Source organism: Saccharopolyspora sp. 6V, from assembly GCF_020176785.1.
Classification (GTDB): Bacteria; Actinomycetota; Actinomycetes; order Mycobacteriales; family Pseudonocardiaceae; genus Saccharopolyspora_C; species Saccharopolyspora_C gregorii.
In genome coordinates, this window is record NZ_JAIUKB010000151.1 from 1 (window position 1) to 3,350 (window position 3,350).

General features: G+C 70.3%; 2 protein-coding genes. One reads left to right on the forward strand and one right to left on the reverse strand.

Annotation, left to right across the window (positions count from 1 at the left end; genetic code table 11):
- Window positions 1-126 precede the first annotated feature (126 nt).
- A complete protein-coding gene (gene arc, locus LCD35_RS25590; RefSeq protein WP_224960102.1) occupies window positions 127-1,926 on the reverse strand; it encodes a proteasome ATPase in 1,800 nt (599 codons plus the stop codon).
- 569 nt (window positions 1,927-2,495) lie between these two features.
- Here arc and LCD35_RS25595 point away from each other — a divergent pair.
- Entirely contained in the window at window positions 2,496-3,254 is a 759-nt protein-coding gene (locus LCD35_RS25595) for a hypothetical protein (protein WP_224968682.1), read from the forward strand.
- Window positions 3,255-3,350 lie beyond the last annotated feature (96 nt).

Genomic DNA, 3,350 nt, shown 5'->3' on the forward strand with positions numbered 1-3,350 from the left:
ATAACACCCCTGCGGGCGCGCGCGTGCCGCCCTCCTCCCCCCCCGCCGGGGGGCCCTCACCCCCCCTCCCACCCGCGGCGGCGCGCCGCGGGGGGGGGGCGGGGCCCCCCCGCTTCCCGTGCTAGCTCACAGGTACTGGCCGGTGTTGGTGGCCGTGTCGATCGCCCGGCCGGATTCCTGGTTCTTGCCGCTGACCAGGGTCCGGATGTAGACGATCCGCTCGCCCTTCTTGCCCGAGATCCGCGCCCAGTCGTCCGGGTTGGTCGTGTTGGGCAGGTCCTCGTTCTCGGCGAACTCGTCGATGATCGCGTCCTGCAGGTGCTGCACCCGCAGGCCCGGTTGCCCGGTGTCGAGCACCGACTTGATCGCGGCCTTCTTGGACCGGTCCACGATGTTCTGGATCATCGCGCCGGAGTTGAAGTCCTTGAAGTACAGGACTTCCTTGTCCCCGTTGGCGTAGGTGACCTCCAGGAACCGGTTCTCGTCGGTCTCGGCGTACATCCGCTCGACGGTCGTCTGGATCATCGCGTCGATGCAGGCGGCCTTGTCCCCGCCGAACTCGCGCAGGTCCTCCTCGTGGACCGGCAGCGCGTCGGTGAGGTACTTGGAGAAGATGTCCTTGGCCGACTCGGCGTCCGGCCGCTCGATCTTGATCTTCACGTCGAGCCTGCCGGGTCGCAGGATCGCCGGGTCGATCATGTCCTCGCGGTTGGAGGCGCCGATGACGATGACGTTCTCCAGGCCCTCGACGCCGTCGATCTCCGAGAGCAGCTGCGGCACGATCGTGGTCTCCACGTCGGAGGACACGCCGCTGCCGCGGGTGCGGAAGATCGAATCCATCTCGTCGAAGAACACGATGACCGGAGTGCCTTCGGAGGCCTTCTCCCTGGCGCGCTGGAAGATGAGCCGGATGTGCCGCTCGGTCTCGCCCACGAACTTGTTCAGCAGCTCGGGACCCTTGATGTTCAGGAAGTAGGACTTCGCCTGCCCGTCGTCGTCCCCGCGCGCCGCGGCGACCTTCTTGGCCAGCGAGTTCGCCACCGCCTTCGCGATGAGCGTCTTCCCGCAGCCGGGCGGGCCGTAGAGCAGCACGCCCTTCGGCGGTTGCAGCTGGTACTGCACGTAGAGGTCGGAGTGCAGGAACGGCAGCTCCACGGCGTCCCGGATCTGCTCGATCTGGCTGCCCAGACCGCCGATGTCCAGGTACCCCACGTCCGGGACCTCTTCGAGCACGAGGTCCTCGACCTCGGCCTTCGGCACCGTGTCGTAGGCGTAGCCCGCCTTGCTGTCGACGAGCACGGAGTCACCGGACTTGAGCCCGGCCTCCACCAGCGGATCGGTCAACCACACGACGCGCTCCTCGTCGGTGTGGCCGAGCACCAGCGCGCGGTGGGTGCCCGCGGTGTCGGTGAGGCTCGGGGGCAGGATCTCCCGGAAGGTGCACACCTCGCCGATCTGCTCGAAGGCGCCCGCTTCCACGACGGTCAGCGCCTCGTTGAGCCGGACGGACTGCCCGAGCCCGAGCTCGTCGAGCTCGACGTTGGGCGAGACGGCGACCCGCATCTTGCGGCCGGAGGTGAACACGTCGACCGTGCCGTCCTCGTAGCGGCACAGGAACGTCCCGTATCCGCTGGGGGGCTGGGCGAGGCGGTCGACCTCCTCGCGCAGGGCCGTGAGCTGGCCGCGCGCTTCCTTCAGGGTCTCGGTGAGTTTGGCGTTCCGTTCGGTGAGCTGGCTCACCCGCTCGGATGCCTCGGCCAGCCGCTTCTCCAGCAACCGGGCCTGTTGGGGGGACTCGTTGAGCTTTCGGCGCAGCAACGCCACTTCGTCTTGGAGCAGACGAATCTGGCTGTTGAGCTCGGCTTGCCCGCCGGGCTGCTGCTCGCCGCCCTCCTCAGGCCGGCTGCCGGGACGGTCGTGCTGCATATCGGCACCCTCCTCCCGTGCTCGTACCACCACGGTACCGGCGATCACCGACGACGGCGGCGTCGTGATTGCCCGCCGGATCCGCCAGCGTGCCACAAAAATCGGCGAATACCCATGATTCGAACGCCCCCGGCGGCCCCGCCCGGGCGTGGTGGGAGTGGACGGTGAACACGGTGCGTTCACGATCATGGTCCATTCGGTGGCACCGGCCGGTTTCGGTCGTGGCCGTGACCGGGGGCACGACCACGGGTTTTCCGCTCCGCCACCGCGTTCGGTGCCGAACGTCGGCATCCGGGTGTCGGTGAGCTGACAACCGGGTGTCGTTGCGGACGGGCGTGTCCGACTTCTCCCATCATTTGGAACAACCCGCGGTTCCCGCGGTCGAAACGTGCTCCGGCCAGATCCTCATGTCGGGCATCTCACCCGGTGAGGGACACCCCGGACCGCAACACGGGAAAGGTCTACTCCTGACATGCGCCGGATAACGCTCTGGTCTACTTACGCGCGCCGAGAAGACGGCGACCGCACTTCCGTGCGGCCTGGCACAGACCTTGGGGGAGGAACATCCCATGACCTATCCGCCGCAACAGCCCGGACCGGGCGGGAACCAGGCGGACGGCGCGGCGACCCAGGGCACGCAACCTCCGCAGCAGCAACCCGCGTTCTACGCGAACCAGCACGCGGGCTGGCCGCAGGGCCCCATCACCGGAGTCCCCGCGCAACCGGGCCAGCAGCCCTTCCCCGCCGCTCCCGGGCCGGACCCGTTCGGCCAGCCGCAGCCGCAGTTCGGCCAAGCCCGGCTCGACCCGCAGTTCGGGCAGTTCCAGGACCAGTTCGGCTCGATCCCGCCCGCCCCGAACTGGGGCGGCGAGTTCGGCGCGGGCTCCTGGACCCAGCAGCCCGCCGAGCCCGAGGACGACGGGTCCGAGCGGGGCCGGTCCCCGCTGGTGTGGATCCTCGGCGGGGTCGGCGTGCTCGTCGTCGCCGGGGCCGCCGTCGGCGCGTTCTTCCTGTTCGGCGGCAGCGGTGGCCCCGGTGAGCCGCGGCCGGCCGCGCAGGAGCTCGTCGACAAGGTCAACGCGGGCGACTTCGCGTCGCTGGGACCGCAGCTGTGCGAGGCCAACCGCGCCGAGCTCGACCAGCAGTTCCAGCAGCTCTCCAGCGGGCGGTTCCAGGTGGAGCTGGGGCAGGTGACCGCGCAGGGCGACCGGGCGCGGGCGGAGCTCAGCGGCGACTACACGCTCGGCGGCGCCACGATGCCGGTCGACCAGACCATCGTGCTCACCGTCGAGGGCGACGCCTGGAAGATCTGCAAGCTCGGGCAGTGAGGCGGCCCGGGGGGGGCCCCGGGGGGGCGGGGGCGCCCCCCCCCCCCCGCCCCCCCCCCGGCCCCCCCCCGCGGCGCCGCGGCCCGGCCCCACGAC